This is a genomic window from Castellaniella sp. (genome assembly GCF_034675845.1).
GTDB lineage: Bacteria > Pseudomonadota > Gammaproteobacteria > Burkholderiales > Burkholderiaceae_B > Castellaniella.
Genome location: NZ_JAUCCU010000001.1, coordinates 899,210 through 922,890, shown reverse-complemented (window position 1 = coordinate 922,890; position 23,681 = coordinate 899,210). Strand labels below are relative to the sequence as shown.

The 23,681-nt window shown below is 61.7% G+C and carries 17 protein-coding genes and 2 pseudogenes; 10 read left to right on the top strand and 9 right to left on the bottom strand.

Going from position 1 to position 23,681, the window contains the following annotated elements; genetic code table 11:
• Positions 1-118 precede the first annotated feature (118 nt).
• From VDP81_RS04500 to uvrA, 3 genes are read right to left on the bottom strand one after another with little or no spacing between them, the layout of a single operon-like run.
• A complete protein-coding gene (locus tag VDP81_RS04500; protein ID WP_323011674.1) occupies positions 119-790 on the bottom strand; it encodes an aminotransferase class IV in 672 nt (223 codons plus the stop codon).
• Positions 762-2,039 (bottom strand): aminodeoxychorismate synthase component I, encoded by a 1,278-nt coding sequence (pabB, locus tag VDP81_RS04495; RefSeq protein WP_416233207.1) that lies wholly within the window; start codon positions 2,037-2,039, stop codon positions 762-764. Before pabB ends, VDP81_RS04500 begins: the two co-directional genes overlap by 29 nt.
• On the bottom strand, positions 2,036-7,666 hold the full coding sequence (gene uvrA, locus VDP81_RS04490; RefSeq protein WP_323011673.1) for an excinuclease ABC subunit UvrA: 5,631 nt from the start codon (positions 7,664-7,666) through the stop codon (positions 2,036-2,038). The genes pabB and uvrA overlap by 4 nt, the downstream gene beginning before the upstream one ends.
• A gap of 179 nt (positions 7,667-7,845) precedes the next feature.
• Here uvrA and VDP81_RS04485 point away from each other — a divergent pair, with 179 nt between their 5' ends.
• Both VDP81_RS04485 and VDP81_RS04480 read left to right on the top strand, forming a co-directional pair.
• Positions 7,846-7,974, top strand: coding sequence for a hypothetical protein (locus VDP81_RS04485; protein WP_268248096.1), 129 nt, complete (start codon positions 7,846-7,848; stop codon positions 7,972-7,974).
• A 188-nt stretch (positions 7,975-8,162) separates the two neighbouring features.
• On the top strand, positions 8,163-9,119 hold the full coding sequence (locus tag VDP81_RS04480) for a glycosyltransferase family 2 protein (RefSeq protein WP_323011672.1): 957 nt from the start codon (positions 8,163-8,165) through the stop codon (positions 9,117-9,119).
• Between the two features lie 23 nt (positions 9,120-9,142).
• On the opposite strand, the gene VDP81_RS04475 is transcribed toward VDP81_RS04480, so the two are convergent.
• On the bottom strand, positions 9,143-9,574 hold the full coding sequence (locus VDP81_RS04475; protein ID WP_322996838.1) for a hypothetical protein: 432 nt from the start codon (positions 9,572-9,574) through the stop codon (positions 9,143-9,145).
• A 177-nt stretch (positions 9,575-9,751) separates the two neighbouring features.
• Here VDP81_RS04475 and ettA point away from each other — a divergent pair.
• From ettA to VDP81_RS04450, 5 genes and pseudogenes are all read left to right on the top strand, one after another.
• Positions 9,752-11,426, top strand: a pseudogene (gene ettA / locus VDP81_RS04470) (energy-dependent translational throttle protein EttA).
• A gap of 58 nt (positions 11,427-11,484) precedes the next feature.
• A complete protein-coding gene (locus tag VDP81_RS04465) occupies positions 11,485-12,042 on the top strand; it encodes an isochorismatase family protein (RefSeq protein WP_322996840.1) in 558 nt (185 codons plus the stop codon).
• A gap of 105 nt (positions 12,043-12,147) precedes the next feature.
• The gene (locus VDP81_RS04460) at positions 12,148-12,375 is read left to right on the top strand and encodes a glycine zipper 2TM domain-containing protein (protein ID WP_322996841.1); all 228 of its coding nucleotides are present in this window, start codon (positions 12,148-12,150) and stop codon (positions 12,373-12,375) included.
• Between the two features lie 204 nt (positions 12,376-12,579).
• The gene (locus tag VDP81_RS04455) at positions 12,580-14,385 is read left to right on the top strand and encodes an acyl-CoA dehydrogenase C-terminal domain-containing protein (RefSeq protein ID WP_323011671.1); all 1,806 of its coding nucleotides are present in this window, start codon (positions 12,580-12,582) and stop codon (positions 14,383-14,385) included.
• 120 nt (positions 14,386-14,505) lie between these two features.
• Entirely contained in the window at positions 14,506-15,396 is an 891-nt protein-coding gene (locus VDP81_RS04450) for an AEC family transporter (RefSeq protein WP_322996844.1), read from the top strand.
• A 15-nt stretch (positions 15,397-15,411) separates the two neighbouring features.
• Here the strand turns inward: VDP81_RS04450 and minE are convergent.
• The 4 genes and pseudogenes from minE to VDP81_RS04430 form a co-directional block, all read right to left on the bottom strand.
• Positions 15,412-15,676, bottom strand: a pseudogene (gene minE, locus VDP81_RS04445) (cell division topological specificity factor MinE).
• 2 nt (positions 15,677-15,678) lie between these two features.
• Positions 15,679-16,494, bottom strand: coding sequence for a septum site-determining protein MinD (minD, locus tag VDP81_RS04440; protein WP_322996846.1), 816 nt, complete (start codon positions 16,492-16,494; stop codon positions 15,679-15,681).
• A 106-nt stretch (positions 16,495-16,600) separates the two neighbouring features.
• The gene (gene minC / locus VDP81_RS04435; RefSeq protein WP_323011669.1) at positions 16,601-17,344 is read right to left on the bottom strand and encodes a septum site-determining protein MinC; all 744 of its coding nucleotides are present in this window, start codon (positions 17,342-17,344) and stop codon (positions 16,601-16,603) included.
• A 7-nt stretch (positions 17,345-17,351) separates the two neighbouring features.
• Positions 17,352-19,103, bottom strand: coding sequence for a glutamine--tRNA ligase/YqeY domain fusion protein (locus VDP81_RS04430; RefSeq protein WP_322996848.1), 1,752 nt, complete (start codon positions 19,101-19,103; stop codon positions 17,352-17,354).
• Positions 19,104-19,135: 32 nt separating this feature from the next.
• On the opposite strand from VDP81_RS04430, the gene VDP81_RS04425 reads away from it, so the two are divergent.
• The 3 genes from VDP81_RS04425 to VDP81_RS04415 are packed head-to-tail and all read left to right on the top strand — an operon-like array spanning position 19,136 to position 23,275.
• The gene (locus VDP81_RS04425; RefSeq protein ID WP_323011668.1) at positions 19,136-20,494 is read left to right on the top strand and encodes a cytochrome ubiquinol oxidase subunit I; all 1,359 of its coding nucleotides are present in this window, start codon (positions 19,136-19,138) and stop codon (positions 20,492-20,494) included.
• A complete protein-coding gene (locus tag VDP81_RS04420) occupies positions 20,491-21,540 on the top strand; it encodes a cytochrome d ubiquinol oxidase subunit II (protein ID WP_322996850.1) in 1,050 nt (349 codons plus the stop codon). Before VDP81_RS04425 ends, VDP81_RS04420 begins: the two co-directional genes overlap by 4 nt.
• On the top strand, positions 21,533-23,275 hold the full coding sequence (locus VDP81_RS04415; RefSeq protein WP_322996851.1) for a ClcB-like voltage-gated chloride channel protein: 1,743 nt from the start codon (positions 21,533-21,535) through the stop codon (positions 23,273-23,275). Before VDP81_RS04420 ends, VDP81_RS04415 begins: the two co-directional genes overlap by 8 nt.
• Before the next feature lie 77 nt (positions 23,276-23,352).
• Here the strand turns inward: VDP81_RS04415 and VDP81_RS04410 are convergent, their stop codons facing one another.
• Complete coding sequence (locus VDP81_RS04410) at positions 23,353-23,586, bottom strand: hypothetical protein (protein ID WP_322996852.1); 234 nt, start codon at positions 23,584-23,586, stop codon at positions 23,353-23,355.
• Positions 23,587-23,681: the final 95 nt, after the last annotated feature.

Sequence of the window (23,681 nt, the reverse complement as noted above, 5' to 3'; positions counted from 1 at the left end):
TGAACAGATCTACTTTGTGGACCTGATCAGCGGATCTAATCGATATTACCCGCCCAGCGGGAAATCCTTCGATTCTAATGGAACGGTCTGGTCAGGTAAAGCTGTGTATCCGACCAGTTCAACTGAGTCTGGCGTCCAGCCAGCCGCGCAAAGCATTGGATACCCGCAATGCAGGGGCGGTTTGCAGATCGTGTCGGCTAAGGGGGGCTTCCTGGACCAGTTTCTGCGCCAGCAGGGACTGGCGCTGCACGCCTGGCAGCAGGCCCATGCTGGCTGGGGGGGTCAACCAGGTGCCCTGTGCGTCGCGGACGTAAAGATTGCAGCGACTGCCCTCGCAAGGCATGTCAGCCAGATCGCAGAAGACCAGATCAAAATGATCCGAGTGCTGCTGCAACCAGTCCTGGGCTGCAGCAAACCAGGGGCGGTGGGTGCTCTTGTGTCGCCGCCAGGTGTCGTCGCCATCCAGCAGGACAGGGCTTGTATGGCCTGCTAAGGCGTCGCTGGCCCAGGCCAGTTGCACGGGCACCGGGGTGTCGGGCAGCGGGCTGCTGTTCAGCGTGCACAGGCCATTTTCCTGTAGCAGCAGTCGGACGCGCCAGGCGGCTTGGCGGGGCAGGTCGTTCAGCCGGTGAGTTTCCAGGGCCACCTGCTGCTCGATCTGTGCGGGGTCTAGGCGGTAGCCCAGTGCCTGCGCCGAGGCCAGCAGGCGTGAGCGATGACCTGGCCACAGGGCGATTTGGCCATCGGCCAGCCGCATGGTTTCAATCAGTGCCGGGTGTGTTTGCTGCATGTGTCGTGTTCCAGCCATTCAGGATACGGGCCTTCCAGTGGCATTCCTGCCATTCCTCGTCGGCGTCTGAGTCGGAGACGATGCCGCCGCCTACACCGAACTGGGCTTGTTCAGCCTGGATTTCGATGGTGCGGATGGCGACATTCAAAGAAAAATCCCCGTTTGGGGCCAGCCAGCCGATGCTGCCGCAATAGATGCCGCGCCGTCGGCCCTCCAGCGTGCGGATGGCCTGCATGGCTGCCAGCTTTGGCGCGCCGGTGATCGAGCCGCAGGGAAACAGGGCCTGCAGGATGCTGGCCAGCGAAATCCCTGGTGCTTCGGCCTGGATGGATGAGGTCAGCGTCCAGACGGATGGGTAGGCTTCCAGTTTGAACAGGGCAGGCACCCGGACGCTGCCGGGAATGGCGATGCGGCCCAGGTCGTTGCGCAGCAGGTCGACGATCATCAGATTTTCGGCCCGGTTTTTTTCGCTGTGCAGCAGGGCCTGGGCGGCTGCCTGGTCGAGGACCGGGTCCGCATGTCGGGGGGCCGTGCCCTTCATGGGGCGGGCGTACAGGGTACTGCCCTGACGGGCCACGAAGAGTTCTGGGGATAGGGACAAAATCTGGCGTTCGCCATCGCGAATATAGGCCGCGTGGGCGACTGGGTGTTGGCGGATCAGCGTCCGGTAGACTGCCTCGGGGGCCAGCGCCGCTGGCCAGTCCAGTCGCAGGGACAAGGTGTGGTTGACTTGGTAGTAGTCCCCTCGGGCGATACCCTGACGGATGGTCTCGATGGCCTGACGGTATTGAACTTGGGTCTGGCTGGGGTGTGCCGTTCCATAGCTTGAAACAGGATGGGATGCCGATGCCTGTGCGGGCGTCGGCGGATGGGGGGCCGTCGCAGGGCCCAGAACGTTGGGGCGCTGTCCCTGTTCTTGGGCGTGCCCGAACACCAGAGCGGTCAGCAGCGGCGTCGGGGTGACTGGCTGTGATGGCGTCTCGGCTTCAGGTGTGTCAATTAGCCATGCCCCTAGTTCATAGTCCAGCAGCAAGGCGATCCAGTGGCCGCGCTGGCGCGCGCTTTCGATGCTGCTCCAGGCGGCCTGCAGGTCGGCCCGGCGATGTACTGCGATGCGTTCGATGCAATGATCCAGGCAGAGCGACCAGCCCGCCAGACCGTCATCGAAGCGGCAGGTGGTCTGGTGGTCGTTGTCTGGCGGTGTAGGCATCGTGGATGTCAGCACCGGGATATCCGTAGTCGGGTTCATGGGGCGGGTGTCTGGCGTGCCAGGAATTCGGCCAGGATGCGGCCTGTGTGGGTGCTGTCCTGGCAGACGGCCTCGGGATTGCCCTGGGAGACGACCTGCCCTCCCTGGTCGCCGCCCTCGGGGCCGAGGTCGATGATCCAGTCGGCTTCGGCCATGACATCCAGGTTGTGCTCGATGACCACCACTGTATGTCCGGCGTCCACCAGGCGATGCAGTACGTCGATCAGTTTTTCCACATCTGCGGTGGACAGACCGACTGTGGGCTCGTCCAGCACATACAGGGTGTGTGGAATACGCGAGGCCCGGCCGGTGCGGATCACGCCTTCATCGAGGTGCGCCTTGGTCAGCTCGGTGACGAGCTTGATGCGTTGGGCCTCGCCGCCCGAGAGGGTGGGCGATGGCTGGCCCAGCGTCAGATATCCAAGTCCGACATCCTGCATCAGTTGCAGGGCGCGGGATATTTTGCGGTGAGCCGAAAAATGCCCGATGGCATCATCGACCTCCATACGCAGTACATCCCCGGCACTGTGGCCGTTCCATTGCACGGACAGGGTTTCGTGGTTGAAGCGTGCCCCATGACATGCTTCGCACGGGACTTTGACGTCGGGTAGAAAACTCATTTCTATGGTCCGCATGCCCTGGCCATCACATTCCGGACAGCGCCCGCCGACGGTGTTGAATGAAAACCGCGAGGCCGTCCAGCCGCGCATCCGGGCCTCGCGGGTACTGGCGTAGAGCTTGCGGATATCGTCCCAGAAGCCCACATAGGTGGCCGGGCAGGAGCGAGGGGTCTTGCCGATGGGTGTCTGATCGACTTCGAGCACCCGGTCGATGGCTTCCCAGCCACGGATGTCGTGGCAACCCTGCCAGGGGGTGCTCAGGCGGCTGCCGATGCGGCGACTGAGATTGTCCAGCAGGACATCGCGCGCCAGGGTGGATTTGCCGGAGCCCGATACGCCGGTGACGACGCTCAGGCGTGCCAGCGGGATGCGTGCCCGCGCATGGCGCAGGTTGTGCAGGGAAGCATCCACGATGTCGATGGCGGGGGTCTGCTTGTCCACGGGGCGGCGCGGCTGCATGGGGTGGGCCAGCGGCTGGCGCAGATAGCGTCCGGTCAGGGATGCCGGGTGGCGGGCGATATCGTCCACCGTGCCCTGGGCGACGACCATGCCGCCTCGGGAACCGGCGCCTGGGCCGATATCGATGACGTGCCCGGCACGCCGGATCGTGTCTTCGTCGTGTTCGACTACCACCAGGGTATTGCCATTACCCTCCAGACGGCCCAGGGCATCCAGCAAAATACGGTTATCGCGCGGATGCAGCCCGATGGTGGGTTCGTCCAGCACATAGCAGACGCCTTGCAGGTTGGAGCCTAGCTGGGCCGCCAATCGGATGCGCTGGGCTTCGCCGCCGGATAGAGTTGGCGCGGCACGGTCCAGCGCCAGATAGCCCAGCCCTACCTCCATCATGAAGTTCAGGCGTCCGCGTATCTCGCTGAGAATATCGCGGGCGATTTCGGCCTCGCGCCCCTGCATGCCCAGCCCCAGGAAAAACCGCTGGGCAGCGCTGATGGGCAGGGCGGCCAGGGCGGCAATGGATCGATCGTGCCAGCGAAACGCCAGCGCCACCCGGTTCAGGCGTTGGCCGTGGCATTGGGGGCAGGGCAGTTGGGCGTTTGGGTCATCCTCCAGCCAACTGGCCTCCTCGCCGGTTTGATCGGCGGTAAAGCCCGTCAGCGACAAACCTGTGCCAAAGCAGCCAGGGCACCAACCGTGGCGCGAGTTATAGGAAAACAGACGGGGGTCCGGCTCTGGGAAACTGGTCGCACATTGCGGGCAGGCGCGCTTGATCGAGAAAGTCAGGACCAGCGGATTGGGGGCCAGTCCGGCGGCGCGACGGGCATCGATGGTCTGCGGCCCGGCCACCGTCAGCCCGCTGAGCACCCGGAAGGTGCCATGACCCAGGGCGAGGGCTTCGCGCACGGCTTCGCGCAACGCCGGTTCATCGCGTACGTCCACGATCAGATCGCGCACCGGGAGTTCGATGTTGTGTTCCTGATAGCGATCCAGGCGTGGCCAGGGTTTGACCGGGATGAACTGGCCATCCACCCGCAGGTGGCTATGACCATGGCTGGCCGCCCATTTGGCCAGATCCGTGTAATAGCCCTTGCGGGCCACCACCAGCGGTGCCAGCAGGCCGATGTGTTCGCCGGCATGGTCGCGCAGCAGTTGGGCGACGATCTGCTCGGCAGTCTGGGGGGCCACCGGCACCTGGCAGTCCGGGCACATTTGCGTCCCCAGGCGCACATACAGCAGGCGCAGGAAATGGTGGATTTCCGTCATGGTGGCCACGGTGGATTTGCGCCCACCCCGGCTGGTGCGTTGTTCGATGGCGACGGTGGGCGGAATACCGTAGATGGCATCCACGTCGGGTTTGCTCGCTGGCTGGACAATGGCGCGGGCGTAGGCGTTCAGGGATTCCAGGTAGCGGCGCTGGCCCTCGTTGAACAAAATATCGAATGCCAGGGTGGATTTCCCAGAACCCGACACACCCGTGATGACGGTAAAGACGTCGCGGGGGATGTTGACATCGATGCCTTTCAGGTTGTGTTCGCGGGCATTGATGATCTGGATGTTCTGGCTGATCGTCGGGGAGTTGATGGCTGGGGCAGGTTCCCGCAGCGGCAAGGCCGGGTTATCCAATTGGCGCAAATAGTCCACCAGCGCCTGGCCGGTATGCGATGCCGCCGTCTGCATCAGCTCGTCCGGCGTGCCCTGGGCCATGATGCGGCCGCCTTGGTCGCCGCCTTCCGGGCCCAGATCGATGATCCAGTCGGCGGCGCGGATGACGTCCAGGTTGTGCTCGATGATCAGCAGAGAGTGCCCGGCTGTCAGCAGCTTGCGAAATGCCTGCATCAGGCGGGCGATATCGTCGAAATGCAGGCCGGTCGTGGGTTCGTCAAACAGTAGCAGGCTGCCCTTCAACAGATTGCGGGGCGCCCGGGAGCGCGCCGCCTGGGCCAGGTGTCCGGCCAGCTTCAGGCGCTGGGCCTCGCCGCCCGACAGGGTTGGCACGGGTTGGCCCAGGCGGACGTATTCCAGGCCGACATCCGCCAGTGGCGCCAGCCCCCATTGCACGTCGCGCAGGCCCTTGAAGAACTCCAGGGCTTCGCTGACCGTCATGGCCAGCACTTCATCAATGGAGGCGCTACGGCCCAGGTGTTCGATGCGTACCTCTTGGATCTGGGGCCGGAATCGTCGGCCATCGCAGTCTGGGCAGCGCAGATAAACGTCCGATAGAAACTGCATCTCGACGTGTTCAAAGCCGGTGCCGCCACAGCCTGGGCAGCGTCCGTCTCCCGTATTGAAGCTAAAGGTGCCTGCGGTGTAGCCTCGCTCTTGGGATAAGGGGGCGGCGGCGAACAGCTTGCGGATGGCGTCGAACGCGCCTACATAGCTGGCGGGGTTGGAGCGGGCAGTTTTGCCGATGGGGGTCTGATCCACCAACACCACGTCGGCGATTTGCTCGGCGCCCAGCAGCATGTCGAATTCGCCGGGGGCTTCGGTGGGCCGCCCCAGGCGCTTCAGCAGGGCGGGGTACAGCACATCCTGCACCAGCGTGGATTTGCCCGACCCTGAAACCCCCGTCAGGCACACCAGGCGGCCCAGGGGCAAAGACAGGTCGATATTGTGCAGATTATTGGCCCGCACGCCCTGCAGCAGCAAGCGTGGCGTCTGCTTGGCCACGGGCATGGGACGTGGCGCCTCGATGCGTTGCCGACCACTGAAATAGCGGCCGGTCAGGGTATCGGCGGCGGCTAGTTGGGCAGGGCTGCCGTCGAAAATGATCTGGCCGCCGCGTTCGCCCGGCCCCGGGCCGATATCCAGAATGCGGTCAGCCGCCACCATGACCTGCGGGTCGTGTTCGACCACCACCAGGGTATTGCCGTGGTCGCGCAGTCGATGCATGACCTGGATAATGCGGTGAATATCGCGTGGATGCAGGCCGATCGAGGGTTCATCCAGCACAAACAGGGTATTCACCAGCGAGGTGCCCAATGCCGTCGTGAGGTTGATGCGCTGTACCTCGCCGCCGGACAGGGTGCGGCTCTGGCGATCCAGCGACAGATAGCCCAGTCCCACATCGCATAGAAAGCGCAGCCGGGCCCGGACTTCGTCCAGCAGTTCGATGAGGGCATCGTCCAGTGTCTGGCCCAGCTCAATGTCATTGAACCAGTCGCGCACCCGTTCGATGGGCAGGCGCATCAGGTCGTGCAGTCCCAGGCCAGGCAAGGCCGCCAACTGCGCTGCCGTCCAATGGGTGCCTGCCGGGCTGAAGCGGGGATAGCCGGGGATGGCGTCCGTGCTGCGGCCCAGGCGCCACAGGCTGGCTTCGGGCTTCAGTCTGGCGCCGCGGCATTGCGGGCAGGGGGTGTAGCTGCGGTATTTGGACAGCAGCACGCGCACATGCATGCGGTAGGCTTTGGTTTCCAACCAATCAAAGAAGCGCTGAATGCCGTACCACTGATGCTTCCAGGCGGATGGCCCGCCCTTCCAGTCGGGGGCGCCGTGGATGACCCAGGATTGTTCGGCGGCGTTCAGGGCCTGCCAGGGCACGTCCAGCCGGATGCCGATCTTGGCGGCATACTTTTCCAGTTCTTCCTGACATTCGTGGTAGCTGGGCGTTTGCCAGGGTTTGATGGCACCGTCCTTCAGCGTGCGACGTTCGTCTGGTATCACCAGGCCGTAGTCGATGCCCATGACCCGGCCAAAGCCCTTGCAGGCCTCGCAGGCCCCCAGCGGTGAATTAAAGGAAAAAGTGCTGGGCAGCGGCGTGCTGTATTCGATGTCGCAGTGGGCGCAGTGCAGGCCCGCGCTGAAACGCCAGGCAGTTTCGTGATCGTCGCTCAGGGCAAAGACCGTCAGCCGTCCTTTGCCCTGGTGCAGCGCGGTTTCCAGGGCCTCGTCGACCCGGGCGGGCTCCGCGTTGCCAAGTCGGAATCGGTCCTGGATGACATACAGACGACGGGTTTTGGGCAGCACGGGATCAGCACTGTCGCTTGCAGTCGTTGCGGTGGCGGGCGCGTGTGTCCTGGTGTAGCCCTGTTGCTGCAGAAAACCGCGAATCTCATCCTCGGTGTAGTTGTCCGGCACCGTGATCGGAAAGCTCACGACCAGCCGGGGGTCGGCCTGGGCGCACAGCGTGTCCAGCTGTTGCCGGATACTGGCGGGGTTATCGCGTCGAACCGCCCGGGCGCATTGGGCGCAGTGCAGGTGTCCCGCCCGGGCATACAGCAGCTTCAGGTGATCATTCAGCTCGGTCATCGTGCCCACGGTGCTGCGCGAATTGCGGACCGGGTTGACCTGGTCGATGGCGATCGCGGGCAAAATTCCGTCGATGCGATCGACCTGGGGCTTGTCCATGCGGTCCAGAAACTGGCGGGCATAAGGAGAAAAAGTTTCCACATAGCGCCGCTGGCCTTCGGCATACAGGGTGTCGAAGGCCAAGGAGGATTTGCCTGACCCGGAAACGCCCGTCATCACCAGCAGTTCGCCGGTGTGGATAGTGACATCCAGGTTTTTCAGATTGTTCTGGCGGGCGCCGATAATGCGAATGGGTGCGTTCATGGCGCCATCATAATCCGCCCGAAATGTGCTTGCAGCAAGACCTTGTCTATCATTGTGGGTAAGTGCTGCAGCGTGCTGTTTGGCCGCGTGTATTGGACTTGTTTAAGGTATTTTGATGGCTTGGGCTGCAATTTGCTAAAATGGCGTGTTTTGCATTGCCCGCCCTCACGGAGATCCTCATGGCAGAAATCAAACGCAACCGGCGCAACACCCTGGAACGCCGTTGTTTAGGCAAGGCCTTCAAGCGCCTTTTTGTGCGCGCACCCAAAGGCGTCTTCAAGATGCTGGAAAAGGTCAAGCGCGTCTAAACCGCGCCTATCTTGCCGTATTGTTTTCATACAATTCGGCATCAGGGAAACCACGGACATTGCAGTTCGTGGTTTTTTTTTGCCGCTATCATGGCTTTCATCGGTCGACTGATTCAGTCCCATTGGCGGTTGCCGCCCTGTTTCCTGGTTTGGCGACCCTCAATAAGACAGGAGAGGAGTCCATCTGAATGGCATGTTGGCGTCATTTGTTTACCGTGCTTACCCCCACCTACAATCGGGCCCACACCCTAGAGCGTGTATATCATTCCCTGCGCGAACAGTCCTTTCAGGACTTTGAATGGGTGGTGGTGGACGATGGTTCCACCGACCATACCCGGGATCTGATCCAGGCGTGGCAGGCCGAGGCCAGCTTTCCGATCCGTTATGTCTGGCAAACCAATCAGCACAAGAAAACCGCGTTCAACAACGGGGTGCGGCAGGCGCGTGGCGAATGGCTGGTGGCGATTGACAGCGATGATGAGCTGGACCCCAATGCCTTGTATCAGATGGCATCAGTGTGGGACCAGATTTCTCCGGCGCAACGCCATCGCTATGTGGCGATTACCGGTTTGTGTGCCCGACCCGATGGGCAAATCGTGGGAGATATGTATCCGCAGGATGTGATGGATATCACTTCGTTGGACATGACGTTTCGGCATCATGTGCGGGGCGAGAAATTCGGTTGCCTGCGTACCGATGTGCTGCGTCAGTTTCCTTTTCCGGAAGATATCCCCGGCTTTGTGCCCGAAAGCCTGGTTTGGCGGGCAATCGCTCGGGCGGGCTACCTGACCCGTTTCGTCAATCAGGTTTTCCGGGTCTATCACGACAGTGCCGATAGCCTGTCGCGCCAGGGCCGCAGCTCGGATGGCGCCCGGCATGCCTTGGGCCTGTGGTTGCTGGCCTATGACACGGTAGAGTGCTGTCTGCCCTGGCTGCGCTATCAGCCGATGACATTTTTGGCCGCCGCCGCCCGATATACGCGGTTTTCCCTGCATTTGCGGCGGCGCCACGTGACTCGGCCCACGGGACGGCGGCTGACGCATCTGCTGTCGCGTTGTCTGGTGGCGTGCATGTGGCCGATCGGGGCGGGGCTATTTGTGCGTGATTGCTTTTCTATCGGCGCGGCGGGGCGCACGATGTTGTAGCCTGTCCTGCGACAGGCGCGTGCTCAGTCTTCCAGTTCGGTCGGGTCATCCTGATCGTCGGGCTGCGGGTCATCCACCAGTTGAAACGGCAGCAGTTCGGCCAGGTTATCGGACCAGCCGGTTTCTTCGCCACTGGCGTCTACCTTGGTATAGCGGCAGCCTTCCAGTTCGCTCAGTTGGATGGCCCAGAGAAATTCGCAATCAATGGGCTGTCCGTCAGCCAGGTCCAGCCCGCCGTTGTTGCCTACGAACCGGGCACCTGGGCCACCAGCCTGGACGTGCGGGCGCTCGTCCTCATCGTTGGGCGCCAGGGGCAGGGCAAACAATACCCATTCAAAACCTTCATCCGGTTCGGCAATGATTTCGGCGATGACGGGCTTTCCCATGTAGGCGCACAGAGCGTCGGCGGTGCGGCCCAGGAGGTCGGCGTCTTTCGGGGTGAAGCTAAGGGGCATCGGAGCCTCCGTGATTGGCAAGTTTGGGGAGATTGTACGAGGCTGGCGGATAGCCGAGAAGCCTGGATTGGAAAGGGCATGTCAAACCGGGCCGGACTGTGCTGCATCGCCGGGTCCGGCCTACAATAACTGGTTTGTGCGGCCGAATCCCTTGGCCACAGCTTTGACGGTGACGCCATGGCACAGTATGTGTACTCAATGAATCGGGTGGGCAAGATCGTGCCCCCCAAGCGCCAGATCCTGCGCGATATTTCCTTGTCTTTTTTTCCAGGAGCCAAGATCGGTGTGCTTGGCCTGAATGGTTCGGGTAAATCTACGCTACTGAAAATCATGGCGGGGGTAGACCAGGACATCGAGGGCGAAGCCATCCCGATGGCGGGCCTGCAGATCGGCTATCTGCCCCAGGAACCGCAGTTGGACCCGGAACACACCGTGCGCCAGTCCGTCGAAGCTGGCCTGGGCCAGGTCTTCGAGGCACGCAAGCGGCTGGATGAGGTCTATGCGGCCTATGCCGATGAAAACGCAGATTTTGATGCGCTGGCCGCCGAGCAGGCCGAACTCGAAGCCGTGATTGCCGCCGCCGCGACCAGCGGCAGCGACGACATCGAGACGCAGATGGAAATTGCCGCTGATGCCTTGCGCCTGCCGCCTTGGGATGCTGCGGTCGCCACCCTGTCCGGGGGCGAAAAAACGCCGGGTGGCGCTCTGCCGTCTGCTGCTGTCGAAACCCGACATGCTGCTGTTGGACGAACCCACCAACCACTTGGACGCCGAATCCGTCGAATGGCTGGAAGTCTTTTTGCGACAGTTTCCCGGCACCGTGGTGGCCGTTACCCATGACCGCTACTTCCTGGATAATGCGGCAGAATGGATTCTGGAACTGGATCGCGGGTATGGAATACCCTGGAAGGGTAATTACAGCTCCTGGCTGGAACAAAAAGAAGACCGCCTGAAACATGAGGAATCCGCCGAGTCCGCGCGCCAGCGCACAATCAAGAAAGAACTCGAGTGGGTGCGACAGAACCCCAAAGGCCGTCAGGCCAAGGCCAAGGCGCGTTTGGCCCGCTTCGAGGAACTGTCCTCGCATGATTACCAGAAGCGCAACGAAACCCAGGAAATCTTCATTCCCGTGGCCGAACGTCTGGGCAATGAAGTCATCGAATTCAAGAACGTATCCAAGTCCTTTGGTGATCGCGTACTGATCGACGATCTCAGCTTCAAGGTCCCCGCTGGGGCGATTGTCGGCATTATCGGCCCCAACGGCGCCGGTAAATCCACGCTGTTTCGCATGATTGCCGGGCAGCAGTCCCCGGATGCCGGCGAAGTCGTTCTGGGCAAGACCGTGAACCTGGCCTTTGTGGATCAGTCGCGCGATTCGTTGCCGGATGACAAGACCGTGTTCGATGCGATTTCCGATGGGGCAGACCTCCTGACCGTGGGGCGCTTTGAAATGCCGTCGCGGGCTTATCTGGGGCGTTTCAATTTCAAGGGCGGCGACCAGAACAAGCAGGTAGGCAAGCTCTCTGGCGGCGAACGTGGCCGCTTGCATCTGGCCAAGACCTTGATTGCCGGGGGTAATGTGCTGCTGCTGGATGAACCCTCCAACGACCTGGATGTGGAAACCCTGCGAGCCCTGGAAGACGCCTTGCTGGAATTCGCCGGTTCTGTGTTGGTGATCAGCCATGATCGCTGGTTTCTGGATCGCATCGCGACCCATATTCTGGCCTTCGAGGGCGACTCCAATGTCGTGTTCTTCGATGGCAACTATCAGGAATACGAAACCGACAAACGCCAGCGCTTGGGCGAAGAAGCCTCCCGACCCAAGCGCATTCGGTACAAGGCGCTGAAATAATCGGTAATTCGGGCTCGCGCTGTATTTGGAGTCGGGGTGATCACAAAGGAACTAGGCGATGAAATACATGGACTTGAGCCAGGCCCTGCTATCGGCGGATACCAGCTTGCTGCTGATTGTGGATATGCAGGAAAAACTGCTGCCCGCCATCCAGGATGCGGATGCCTTGTGCGTCCGGGTGGGGCGGCTGGCCCAGGCGGCGCGGTTGGTGTCCGTGCCGGTCATGGCGACTGAGCATTGGCCTGAGAAAATCGGGCCTACACATGCTGGTTTATTGTTACCAGACGATAGTGTCGTGACCAAGACCCACTTCAATGCCTGCCGCGAACCTGAATTTCTGCAGGATTGGCCAGCAGGTCGTCGCCGGGTGCTGCTGACCGGCACCGAGGCGCATATCTGCGTGCTGCAGACCGGCTTGGGGCTGGCACAGGCCGGTTACGACCCTGTGTTGGTGGTTGATGGGATTGGGTCGCGCCGGTCTGCGGACCTGCAAGCAGCCTGCCACCGCTGGCGCCGCTATGGACTGGAGACCATCACCTCGGAAATGGCCATGTATGAGTGGCTGGAAACCCCTGAAAATCCTGCATTCCGGCAGGTACTGTCACTGGTTAAGTAAGGGCAAACCCCAATTTATTCTCACCAAAAAGCACACTGAGCTTACAGTTTCCAGGGGTTTGTTCCGTTATAAAAGAGTCAGGAAATTATTGTAGGAGGCCCTTTCATGACCATTCATACCCTTGGAAAATTCGGTGCAGTATTGCTGCTGGCAGGCGCCATGGCGGGTTGTTCCTCTTGGGATAACATGAGCCACCGCCAGAAATCCGCAGTCACGGGCGCGGGTATCGGTGGGGTGGCAGGCGCCGTCATCACCGGGGGCGGAGTCCTGGGCACGGTCGGTGGCGCTGCCATCGGTGGTGTTGTCGGTGATCAGGTCGGAAAAAAGAAATAATCCATCAGATGCGCCGGATGGCGCATTCGTGCAGCATTAAAAAAGCCTGTTGCAGGCTTTTTTTAATGGGCGAGAGCAGCATACTTCTTGACTTTCCAGGGTCTTTTGACTTAAATTCAAACGATTGTTTGAATAATAATTGAATGACTGTCAGCCGTGGGCAATATCCTGCTGGCTGACGGTGGCCCATCTGGAGACCTGGAAATGCCTGACTACAAAGCCCCCCTGCGTGACCTGAAGTTCGTGCGCGACGAGCTCCTGAACTACCCCGATCACTACCAATCTTTACCGGGCTGCGAGGACGCGACGCCCGATATGGTCAATGCCATTCTTGAAGAAGGCGCAAAATTCTGCCAGGAAGTCCTGGCTCCGCTCAACCAGGTCGGCGACCACGAGGGCTGCACTTGGTCGGCTGATGGTGTCACCACCCCGAAAGGTTTCAAAGCAGCCTATGCCCAGTACATCGAGGGCGGCTGGCCGGCGCTGTCGCATGACCCGGCCCATGGCGGCCAGGGCCTGCCCGAATCCCTGGGCATGGCGATCAGCGAGCTGATGGGCGAGGCCAATTGGGCCTGGGGCATGTACCCTGGCCTGTCGCATGGCGCCATGAATACCTTGCAGGCGCATGGCACCCCAGAGCAACAAAAGACCTACCTGGAGCCGCTGGTGTCCGGCAAATGGACCGGCACGATGTGCCTGACCGAGGCGCATTGCGGCACCGACCTGGGGATGCTGCGCACCAAGGCCGAACCCCAGGCCGACGGCAGCCACAAAATCAGCGGCACCAAGATCTTTATTTCAGCGGGTGAACACGATATGGCGGAAAACATCGTGCATATCGTGCTGGCCCGTCTGCCGGATGCGCCTGCGGGCACCAAGGGCATCTCGTTGTTCATCGTGCCTAAGTTCATGCCGGACGGGCAGGGTGGCCTGGGCGCTCGCAACGCGGTCAGTTGCGGCTCTATCGAGCACAAGATGGGGATTCATGGCAATGCCACGTGCGTGATGAATTTCGATGGCGCCACGGGCTTTCTGATCGGCCCGGCCAATAAAGGCCTGAACTGCATGTTCACTTTCATGAACACGGCACGCCTGGGCACCGCGATCCAGGGCCTGGCGCACGCCGAGGTCGCCTTCCAGGGGGCCAATGCCTATGCCCACGAGCGCCTGCAGATGCGCGCCCTGAGCGGCGCCAAATTCCCCGATCAGCCCGCCGACCCCATCATCGTGCACCCGGATGTGCGCCGCATGCTGCTGACCATCAAGGCCTTTGCCGAGGGGAACCGGGCCTTGCTGTATTACGCCGCGCAGCAGGTCGATATCGAGCATTACAGCCAGGATGCCGAGGCTCGGGAAACGGCTGAAAAACTGCTCAGTTTCCTGACGCCGATCGCCAAGGCCTTCATGACGGAAACCGGTTTCGAGGCTGCCAATCATGGGGTGCAGATATTCGGCGGGCATGGCTACATCGCCGAACATGGCATGGAGCAGAATGTGCGTGATAGCCGTATTTCCATGCTCTACGAGGGTACGACCGGCATTCAGGCGCTGGATCTGCTGGGGCGCAAGGTCCTGATGACGCAAGGCGAGATTTTGCGTGCCTTCACCAAAGTCGTGCACAAGTTCTGCAAGGCCCAAAGCGGTAACCGGGCGATCTCGGAATTCGTCAAGCCCTTGGCCGAACTGAATAAGGAATGGGGCAGCTTGACCATGAAGATCGGCATGTCGGCGATGACCAATCGCGACGCGGTGGGGGCGGCCTCGGTCGATTATCTGATGTATTCCGGCTATGTGACGCTGGCGTATTTTTGGGCCGACATGGCACGAGTGGCGGCTGAAAAGATCAAGGCCGGCGAAGGTGACAAGGCTTTTTATCAGGCCAAGCTGCATACGGCCCGGTTCTATTTCACCCGTATCTTGCCGCGTACCTTGGCGCATGCCGAAGCCATGAAGGCCGGTCCCGCAGTCCTGCTGGATCTGCCTGCCGAGGACTTCGCACTGGGCTATTGATCCAGCGGGTTGCTGGCTGGCTTGTGACTTGGCGACAGGGCTGCTGCATGCGGCCCTGTCGCCAAGTCGTGTCAGGAGCCGGGCAGCGGCTGGCGGTACACTGGCGCTTTTGTGTTGGGCATGGATATGCTGCTGACGTTGTTGAACATTGTGTTGCCGGTGTTTGCGGTGGCGGTCCTGGGGTTTGCCTTTGGGCGGCGCCAGGCGCGGGCGCCCGACATGAGCTTCATCAACTATGCCAATGTAATGGTGTTTTGCCCGGCATTGGTGTTTTCTGCGCTGGTGGCCAATCCGGTGGACCTGGGCCAGGGCTGGCCCCTGGTGGTGGCCGGGATACTGATCATCATCATCCCGGGGCTGCTGTTGGCCGGAGTGCGCTGTGCAGGAATATCCCGGACCGCATTTTTGGTGCCGGGTATGTTCCGCAATACCGGCAATATCGGCATTCCCCTGATGATGCTGGCCTATGGCAAGGAGATGCTGGGCGACATTATCGTGCTGTTCGTGCTGTCCAATTTGTTGCACTTTTCCTTGGGGCTGTTCTTGCTGTCGCGCGGCACCAACCGTTGGCTGTGGCTGCGCAATCCCAATATCTGGGCGGCCTTGTTGGGGGTGCTGCTGGCGCCGCACCGAGCGTGGATTCCTGATTTTGTCACGACTTCTATAGACCTGACCGGGCAGATCGCGATTCCGCTGATGCTGTTTGGTCTGGGGGTGCGTCTGTCGCAGGATCGCATCGAACAGCTGGGCCTGGCGCTGCGCATCAATGGCCTGTATCTGCTGGCGGGCCTGCTGACCCTGCCGCTGGTGCTGTGGCTGTTGCCGTTGACTCCGGCCTGGGCTCGCATGGTGGCGCTGTCGGTCATGCTGCCGCCGGCGGTACTGAATTACCTGCTGTGCGAACAGTACCGGGTGGAACCCCGCACCGTGGCCAGCGTGGTATTGCTGGGCAATGTGCTGTCTGTCGTCACCATCCCGTTGGTGGTATGGGCGACGCTGACGTGGATCTAGCCGGGCTTGGCGCCCTTAATCGCGGCTGTCGGCCTGGGGCATTTCGATCTTGACTTCCAGGACTTCCAAAGAGTCCTGGCGGTCCAGGTTGATCTTGATGTCGTCCGGGTTGATCTGCACGTATTTGGAAATGACCGCGATCAGTTCAGCCTGCAATTTTTGCAGAAAATCGGGGCTGTGTCCGCTGCTGCGTTCGTTGATGAGGATGAGCTGCAGGCGGTCTTTGGCCACGCTGGCCGAGGTTTTTTTTCTGCCCACGCAGGAAATCCAGGAACGCCATGCTTATTTCCCCCCGAAAAGCCGCTTTAACAGGCCGGGCTTTTCATAGTTGACAAAACGCAGTGGTTTTTCTTCGCCCAGATAGCGGGCGACGACGTCCTGGTAGGCGTGGGCCACGTCGGAATTGTCTTTGTGGATGGCCGGAATGCCTTCGTTGGAGGCCTGCAGCACGATTTCGGATTCTGGGATCACGCCAATCAGGCGGATGCGCAGAATGTCTTCGATGTCGCCCAGCGACAGCATTTCGCCATCCGCCACGCGCTTGGCGTTGTAGCGGGTCAGCAGCAGGTGTTCCCGGATCGGTTCGTCGCCCTGTTCGGCGCGGCGGGACTTGGCGGACAGGATGCCCAGGATACGGTCGGAGTCCCGCACCGAGGAGACTTCCGGGTTGGTCACCACCAGGGCATCATCGGCAAAATACGAGGCCATGACGGCCCCGGTCTCGATGCCGGCCGGAGAATCACAGACGATGTATTCAAAATCCATGGCCTGCAGATCGGTCAGGACTTTTTCCACGCCTTCGCGGGTCAGGGCGTCCTTGTCCCGGGTCTGGGAGGCCGGCAGGATATATAGATTATCCAGCTGCTTGTCGCGGATCAGGGCCTGATTCAGGCTGGCTTCGCCTTGGATGACGTTGACGAAGTCATACACGACCCGGCGTTCGCAACCCATGATCAAGTCCAGATTGCGCAGGCCGACGTCGAAGTCAATCACTGCGGTCTTGTGGCCACGCATGGCCAGCCCGGCTGAAAAGCTGGCACTGGTGGTGGTTTTGCCGACCCCGCCTTTGCCGGAGGTGACTACAACAATGCGCGCCATAGTGTCAGTATTTCCCTGTAATTTTCAAGTTCATGACATCGTAAAGCAAAATGTCAGTGGATATTCAGTCAGTCGTGGAAGAAGGTTTCTGTGTGTGACCAGGTATTTAAATTTCGCGGATGCGCAAGGTGTCTCCATCCAGATGCACTTGGGCCGGGTGATTGTGCAAGGTGTCCGGTAGCCGGGTCTCGATGATCCGGTAGACGCCCGCGATGGCCAGCAGTTCCGGGTCCAGTTGGGTGGTCATGATCATTGCGTCGGTACGGCCCTGGGCGCCGGCGATGGCCTTGCCGCGTAGCGGGCCATAAACGTGGATATGGCCGTCGGCGATGACTTCGGCCCCTTGGCTGACCAGTCCCATGACGATCAGGTCGCTGCCCTTGGCGTAGATGCGCTGGCCTGAGCGCAGCGGATGGCGGATGACCAGCGTATGGCCTGAAACCGGCAGGTCGCTGCCGCTGTCAGCCTGGGCGGGTGTTTCTGGCGGGACCGGTGGGCTGGCAGGAGGCTGGGGCTCTACGGTGCTGGGTCCGGTGGTGCGGCCGGTCGAGGCCACCAGGGGGGCCAGGCCCGCCTGCAGGATGGAGGGCAGCAGCGCCGCCTGGGCCTGGACGCCGATGGGGTGCAGATGGTGCCGCCGCAGGGCGGCAGCCAGTGCTGCCCAATCGGGGGCTTGGCCCAGCGCCTGAGCATCCAGAATGACGGGCTCGTTTTCGTAGAAGGCGCCTGCCTGCTGCAGGCGCTGCTCCAGCGCCTGCAGCAGGGCCGCAGTATCAGCGGTGTGCAAGACGGCGCGCACCATATACAGGGTAGCGCTTTTAAAGTCCAGAACGTCGGATCGGGATGCCATGCGCGCGTCAGATCCAGGTATCGCGCAGGGTGATGGCACGATTGATCACGGGACGTTCGATGCTGGAGTCGTGCCGGTCGGCGACGAAGTAGCCCAGGCGCTCGAATTGCCAGCAATGGCCCGGTTCAGCCTGGATGCCGGGTTCCAGCCAGCCCTGCACGGTGCGGCAGGAGTCCGGGTTGATGGCTTGCAGGAAATCCTGATCCCCGCGGTCGGGGTGGGCTTCGCGAAACAGGCGGTCGTACAGGCGAACCTCGGCAGCCACGGCATGTGCTGCGCTGACCCAGGTGATGGCGCCCTTGACCTTGATGGCGTCGGCGCCGGGGGTGCCGCTGCGCGTCTCGGGCAGGTATTCGCAGTGAACTTCGGTGATCTCGCCCTGCTCGTTCTTCAGAAAGCCGGTACAGCGCACCACGTAGCCGTATTTCAGGCGGACCAGGTTGCCGGGAAACAAGCGGAAGTATTTTTTAGGGGGATCTTCGCGGAAATCATCGCGTTCGATCCAGAGTTCGCGCGTCAGCGGGAATTCGCGCCGAGGGCCGTCGTGGTCATGCGGATTGACTGGCGCCGAACAGGGCTCCGTGAGGTCGGCCGGGAAATTGGTGATGATGAGTTTGATCGGGTCCAGCACGGCCACCGCGCGTGCGGCCACGGGGTCGAGATCATCGCGCAAAGCCTGTTCAAGCACGCTGTAATCAATGCGGGAATCCGCCTTGGAGACCCCGATGCGGTCGCAAAACAGACGGATGGAACCCGGGGTATAGCCACGGCGCCGCAGGCCCGCCAGGGTGGGCAGGCGGGGGTCGTCCCAGCCCTGCACATGGCCTTCAAGAACAAGCTGGCGCAGCTTGCGTTTGCTGGTCACGACGTAGCTGAGGTTCAAGCGGGCGAATTCGTACTGGCGCGGCAGCGGTGCCGCCAACTGGCCGAGTTCGGTCAGGCGTTCGAGTATCCAGTCGTAGTACGGGCGCTGGTCTTCGAATTCTAGCGTGCAGATGCTGTGCGTAATGCCTTCGAGGGCATCTTCGACCGGGTGTGCCCAGCTGTACATGGGGTAGATGCACCAGGCATCGCCTGTCCGGTGGTGGCTGGCGTGGCGGATGCGGTACAGGACCGGATCGCGCAGGTTGATGTTGGGCGAGCCCATGTCGATGCGCGCACGCAGTGCCAGGGCGCCATCGGGGTATTTTCCTGCCCGCATATCGCGCAGCAGCGCCAGGGATTCAGCCATGGGACGGTCGCGCCAGGGCGAGTTGGTGCCTGGTTCGGTCAGAGTGCCGCGGGTGGCGCGCATCTGGTCGGCGGACTGCTCGTCGACATAGGCGTGGCCCGCCTGCACCAGGGATTCGGCAAACTGGTACAGCGTTTCGAAGTAGTCGCTGGCAAAGTATTGGTGCTCGGCGCCATCCACGGTCCAGCTGAAGCCCAACCACTGCACGAGTTCGATGATGGCACGAACGTATTCGTCTTCTTCTTTCTCGGGGTTGGTGTCGTCGAAGCGCAGATGGCAGATGCCCTGGTAATCGCGGGCCAAGCCGAAATTCAGGCAAATGCTCTTGGCGTGGCCGATGTGCAGATAGCCGTTGGGTTCGGGCGGGAAGCGCGTGCGGATGCGGGCGGGATCGATGGCACCCGCGAGGCGTACCGCTGCCGGGCTGGGCGGCGGCGCCCATTGGCGTCCCTGATACTGGCCTGATTTCAGGTCGTTGTCGATGATGGTGCGCAGAAAATTGGAAACAAGCGCTGGTTCGGTGGTCATACGGTCCGGTGCATAATAAACTAGCGCACATTATGACTCAAACTGCATGGGTTCTGTCGCTGACCCAGTTCTACCTCAGCCTGGGCTTTCTGTTGTTCTTCCTGGCGTTGGAACTCGGCCTGGTGTGGGTGCTGTTTATTTTGCGCCTGCGCGCCCGCCGTACAGGGGCTGCGATGCTGGCATATCGCTTCTGGGTGCGCGTCTATGCGCTGACCCTCACGATTGGGTTTGCCGCCAGTTTGCCGCTGCTTCTGCAGCTGGGCACGCTGTGGCAGGGCCTGATGGATCGTGCGGGTGAAATCATCGGGCCCTTGCTGGCCATGGCGGTGCTGACCACCTTTATCTTCAAGTCCTGCTTTTTGGGGGCCATGCTGTATGGTCAGCGTGGTCTGTCCAATCTTGCACACATGATCGTGGTCGGCATGGTGGCGCTGGGCACCTCGTTGACCGCCTGGTGGGTGGTCGTCTTGCTGGCTTGGCTGCAGTGGCCCGTGGGGGCCGTGCTGGTAGAGCAACACTATCAGATCAGTAGCTGGCTGGCTGTCATGAATGGGGCTGCGCCTGCCTTGTTTGGCGTCCTGCTGACGGGGGGGCTGATGCTCGCCGCGACCATGATTCTGGCGATTACCGCGCAGCGTGCCCGGATACGGCCCAGTGACGCTGGCGATCGGGCGATGTTTGCCGGTGCCATCGGGCTGCTGTTGCTGGCGGTGGTGGCCCAGGCAGGACTGGCCGCCCGTCTGGGCAGCCAATTGCTGCCGGTACAGCCTGCGCGTCTGGCGGCTGTCATCCCCCAGTGGCATAGCGGCACGCCCGACCCGATTGCGCTGCTGGCCCGACTGGATGTTGCCAATGGGCGCAATACCTGGGCCTGGCTGGGGGCCTTGCCGCCGACTGGCTGGCTGGCGCCGTCGGTGGCCCCGGATGCGGCTGAAGCCGCCACGGGGTCGATGATCCAGGGTTTGGATGACTTGATTGGCATGCGTCCGCCAGTCTGGCCTACTTATCTCAGTTCGCGGCTCACAGTCGGCCTGATGATGCTCTTGGGCCTGATGGGGCTGTGGGGGCTGTGGCGGGCGTGGCGTCTGGGTTTCGAACCCGACAAGCTCAACGGCATGGGGCGCTTCAGCCTGCGTTCGATGGCCTGGGTGGCGCTGCTGGCCCAGGCGTTGGGCTGGGGCCATCTCATGATTGGCAGCCTGCCTTATGCGGTCTATGGCACGGTCACCCTGCGCGAGATCGGCACGGCGCAGAGCAATGGCGGCCTGTGGCTGATGCTGGGCTTGCAGGTGCTGGTGTATGGCGCTTTGATTCTGGGATTTCGGCAGTTGTTGGGGCATACGCTGCGCTATGGCGTGGTGCCGGTTGCCCGTCATCGGGGGCGCGCATGATTGATTCGCTGGCTGCACTGGTGGGCCTGGGGGCGCAAGACCCTGCTTTTTGGATGCCCTTGGCGCTGATGGGCATGTTTTTTTTCATTCTGGTGGCAGGGGTGCTGCTGGATGGTTTCGATATTGGCGTGGGCTGCGTGTCCCTGGTGGCGCCCGCAGCCTTGCGCCCGCGCATGCTGTCTTTGTTGAATCCCTGGCGCGACGCCAACGAGTTCTGGCTGTTTCTGGGGGTGGGGTTGTTGGCGGCGGCTTTTCCGTATGCCTGGTCCCAGACCCTGGGCCGTTTGTATATTCCCTTGTCTTTGCTGGGGCTGGGTACTTTGCTGCGCTCGGTGTGCTTCGAATGGCGCTTGCGTGCGCCAGCGCAGCAGCAGGGCCGCTGGCAGTTCGGTTTTGGTCTGGGGGCTGTGTTGGTCGCCTTTTCACATGGCTATCTGCTGGCCCAGGTGGCCGTGGCCTACGAGGCCGGCGCTGGCTATACCGGGTTTGCGCTCCTGATGGGTGCCTGCGCGGTTGCTATCTATGGCTTGTTGGGGGCGTCCTGGCTGATGATGCGCGAGGCAGGAGAGCTGCGCGTGCGGGCCGTGGGTTGGGCGCGGCGCACTCTGCGCTGGAGCGCAGTCGGGGCCGTCGGAATTTCGGTGGTGCTGGATTTTTCCAACGCCGGGGTGTTTCTGAAATGGGGTGATGGGGATCACTGGTGGGCCGTGGGTCTAGTCTGGGGGGTATTGCTGCTGTGCTTCGTCCTGACCGAAATGACCTTGCAGCGCATGATCGCCCAAAGCTACCGGGCCTCGGCCCTGCCTTACGCCCTGGTGCTGGTCATTTGCCTGTTGCTCCTTGGCGGACTGGCCTATAGTTTTTTCCCCTATGTGGTGCTGGACGAGGTCACTTTGTGGGATGCGGCGGCGCCCGTGCTGACCTTGCGTCTGACCTTGTCAGCTGCCGTGATCGCCTTTCCCGTCGCCTTGATTTTCAATCTATGGGTGTATTGGCGCATGCTGGGGCGTTCGCGCCCGCCTGTCCCGCCGGATTTTCATGCCTGATTGGCGGATGCGCGCCGATGGCGTGGCGGCGATGTTGTGTTGGGCGGCGCTGGCTGGCCTGGGTGGAGCGCTGGTCACCATCGCCTTTCATGCGGGTATTCATGCGCTCCAGCGCTTGTTTGCCGACGAGTCCGGTCAGATCACCCAGGTCATGGCCAGTTTGTCCTGGCCTTTGCGTCTGGGGGTGCCTGCGCTGGGTGGTTTGTGCGCCGGGTTTTTATTGTTGGCAGCACGCCGCGTGTCCAAGGACAAACACTCCAGCTACATGGAAGCCGTGGCGATCGGCGATGGCCGCATGTCGCTAGGTCAGGGGCTGTTGCGCTCCTTGTCCTCTCTGTGCACGGTGGCGTCGGGCGGCTCGATTGGCCGGGAAGGCGCGATGGTTCATCTGGCGGCGCTATGGTCGTCGGGTCTGGGCCGGGTTCTGCGGGTGGATACGGCGCATTTGCGTTTGCTGGCGGCCTGTGGTGCAGCGGCGGGGGTGTCGGCGGCCTATGGTGCGCCGCTGGCCGGGGCGGTCTTCGTGGGCGAGATCATTCTCGGGTCCATGTCTTTTCAGAATTTTGGTCCTTTGCTGGTGGCCTCGGCGGTGGCCAGCTTGGTGATGCACCTGAGCGGCGATTACGCGGTGCGTTATCCCATGCCGGACCTGCAGGCCATGCCCGTCGAGCTGTTGCTGCCTTGTCTGGCCTTGGGCGTGCTGGCGGGCGTGGGGGCGGCCCAGTTCCTACGTACCATTCATGGGGTGCGCACGGTATTTGATCGCACCGGCCTGGGGCTGCCCTTGCGGCTGGCGCTGGGGGGCTTGCTGCTGGGTGCTGTGCTGACGCAGTTGCCGGAGATGGCAGGCAACGGCAATCGGGTGGTGCTGTCGCTGCTGCACAATGAATGGGCCTGGCAGACCGTCTTGTTGATGCTGCTGTGCAAGGTCCTGGCCACCTCGTTGACGGTCGGCTCGGGGGCGGTTGGCGGGGTTTTCACACCCTTGCTGTTTGTGGGGGGCGCCCTAGGCATGTTGTTTGGTCAGGTGCTGGCTGAAGCTTGGCCGGTGTTGGCGGGGCATGGTGCGATGTTTGCCCTGGTGGGCATGGGGGCCTTTCTGGCGGCGGCCACCAGTGCGCCATTTATGGCAATTTTGATGATTTTCGAGATGACCTTGAGCTACCAGGTGGTGCTGCCCCTGGTGTTGGCCTGTGTGGTGGCGTATTTTGTGTCGCGTGGCCTGGCGCAGGCGGTCATGTACGAGGTCACGCTGCACCATGAGGACAATCAGGCTTTGCGCCAGCGCTTGCGCCAGGCGCGGCTGGACAGTCTGTTGCGCCCTGCCGAGACCGTGGTGCGGACGACTTCTTCAGTGCGGCAGGCCCAGGAGATGTTTCTGGATTATCCGGTCAAATACCTGTATGTGGTGGACGAGGAGTCCTGCTGGCAGGGGGTGATCGCCCAGCAGGACCTGACCCGCATGATGCTGGGCGAGGTGGACGTGGCCACCAAGACCTGCGGCGACGTGCTGCGGCTGGATTTTGTCACGCCTTTGTACCCAGACCTGAGCCTGGATGAAGCGCAGGCCCGGTTCAGTGCTTTTCAGGGCGAACGCCTGCCGGTCGTCAGCCGTGATCGTCCGGCCCGTCTGTTGGGGGTGGTCTATAAATCCGATCTGCTGGAACGCTATTCTCAGCTGAAGCGTGCCGTGGACAGCGAGGATGCTTTTGTCCTGACCCCACGTCGGCGCTGATACTGCAGCACCGGAAGAAATGATTGGGTTTTGGGCGGATTTTTCGGTGAGCAGCTTGTCGTGCTATCCGAGGCCAATCAAAACAGCCGGGTCGGGTCCCAGGCTTGGGCCTGGTTCAGCTGGGCGCACAGTTCATCATCTGAATATGCCGCCAATTGGGCCTCGGCCTGGGCCTGATTTTCGGCCGCCAGTAACAGTTGGCGGTTGTCCTGGCCCCGGCGGGCGCTGAAAATCAGCAGGATATTGCCATACGAGGCATCCAGCAGGGCGGCATCCCACTGCTGCCCCGAAGCATCATTAAAACTGCGCATGGGTGAGATCCCGTGATAAGACTGGAATCAGTATAAGATGATTGGCTGGCTTCAGCGGCCCAAAGCCCTCTGGTCAGACTTGGCAAAGGCCTGAC

Excerpts from the sequence above, each read along its gene's own strand:
- minD (WP_322996846.1), bottom strand. The coding sequence starts at position 16,494 with ATGGCGCGCATTGTTGTAGTCACCTCCGGCAAAGGCGGGGTCGGCAAA.
- VDP81_RS04485 (WP_268248096.1), top strand. The coding sequence starts at position 7,846 with ATGGCAGAAATCAAACGCAACCGGCGCAACACCCTGGAACGCCGTTGT.
- VDP81_RS04500 (WP_323011674.1), bottom strand. The coding sequence starts at position 790 with ATGCAGCAAACACACCCGGCACTGATTGAAACCATGCGGCTGGCCGAT.
- VDP81_RS04415 (WP_322996851.1), top strand. The coding sequence starts at position 21,533 with ATGCCTGATTGGCGGATGCGCGCCGATGGCGTGGCGGCGATGTTGTGT.
- VDP81_RS04410 (WP_322996852.1), bottom strand. The coding sequence starts at position 23,586 with ATGCGCAGTTTTAATGATGCTTCGGGGCAGCAGTGGGATGCCGCCCTG.
- VDP81_RS04430 (WP_322996848.1), bottom strand. The coding sequence starts at position 19,103 with ATGACCACCGAACCAGCGCTTGTTTCCAATTTTCTGCGCACCATCATC.
- VDP81_RS04455 (WP_323011671.1), top strand. The coding sequence starts at position 12,580 with ATGCCTGACTACAAAGCCCCCCTGCGTGACCTGAAGTTCGTGCGCGAC.
- VDP81_RS04420 (WP_322996850.1), top strand. The coding sequence starts at position 20,491 with ATGATTGATTCGCTGGCTGCACTGGTGGGCCTGGGGGCGCAAGACCCT.
- VDP81_RS04480 (WP_323011672.1), top strand. The coding sequence starts at position 8,163 with ATGGCATGTTGGCGTCATTTGTTTACCGTGCTTACCCCCACCTACAAT.
- VDP81_RS04465 (WP_322996840.1), top strand. The coding sequence starts at position 11,485 with ATGAAATACATGGACTTGAGCCAGGCCCTGCTATCGGCGGATACCAGC.
- VDP81_RS04425 (WP_323011668.1), top strand. The coding sequence starts at position 19,136 with ATGACTCAAACTGCATGGGTTCTGTCGCTGACCCAGTTCTACCTCAGC.
- minC (WP_323011669.1), bottom strand. The coding sequence starts at position 17,344 with ATGGCATCCCGATCCGACGTTCTGGACTTTAAAAGCGCTACCCTGTAT.
- VDP81_RS04475 (WP_322996838.1), bottom strand. The coding sequence starts at position 9,574 with ATGCCCCTTAGCTTCACCCCGAAAGACGCCGACCTCCTGGGCCGCACC.
- VDP81_RS04450 (WP_322996844.1), top strand. The coding sequence starts at position 14,506 with ATGGATATGCTGCTGACGTTGTTGAACATTGTGTTGCCGGTGTTTGCG.
- VDP81_RS04460 (WP_322996841.1), top strand. The coding sequence starts at position 12,148 with ATGACCATTCATACCCTTGGAAAATTCGGTGCAGTATTGCTGCTGGCA.
- pabB (WP_416233207.1), bottom strand. The coding sequence starts at position 2,039 with ATGAACCCGACTACGGATATCCCGGTGCTGACATCCACGATGCCTACA.
- uvrA (WP_323011673.1), bottom strand. The coding sequence starts at position 7,666 with ATGAACGCACCCATTCGCATTATCGGCGCCCGCCAGAACAATCTGAAA.